Source organism: Cylindrospermopsis sp. CR12 (assembly GCF_001432185.1).
Lineage (GTDB): Bacteria > Cyanobacteriota > Cyanobacteriia > Cyanobacteriales > Nostocaceae > Raphidiopsis > Raphidiopsis raciborskii.
Genome location: NZ_LMVE01000059.1, coordinates 10,103 through 10,485 on the forward strand (window position 1 = coordinate 10,103; position 383 = coordinate 10,485).

Annotated in this window: 1 protein-coding gene; it reads right to left on the reverse strand. The window is 38.4% G+C overall.

The genetic code is table 11. The features are described 5' to 3' along the window. Window positions 1-188 precede the first annotated feature (188 nt). Window positions 189-383 (reverse strand): hypothetical protein (locus ASL19_RS07945; RefSeq protein WP_072149106.1); only part of this gene is annotated, 195 nt, incomplete at its 5' end.

Below are 383 nucleotides of genomic sequence, written 5' to 3' on the forward strand. Positions count from 1 at the left end.
AACTTGCCTCACCATATCTATACCTCCCATTCACTTTGGTACTGACTCAATCGGTTTAATTTACTATAACATGGCTTCTGTAGGGATGTATTGCATACCCTCACTTAAAATTAATTGGGTTGACTTTAGCAGGAGGAGGGTTTTTAAAAACCTTTCTCCCGGGGGGACATTTTGGTGTAGGTAATAGTTTATTCCAGTGTACTAATATCAATACCCTTAGCTTTTAATTGTGATAGTAAATTTTGATACTTTAGTTGTTCCTGCTCTTTAAGAAATCTTTCCTGTTCTGCACGCCGAGTTTCCTGTTCTTTCAGAAATCTTTCCTGTTCTTTAAGCAGTTTTTCCCGTTCTGCACGCCGAGTTTCCTGTTCTGCATAATTGCT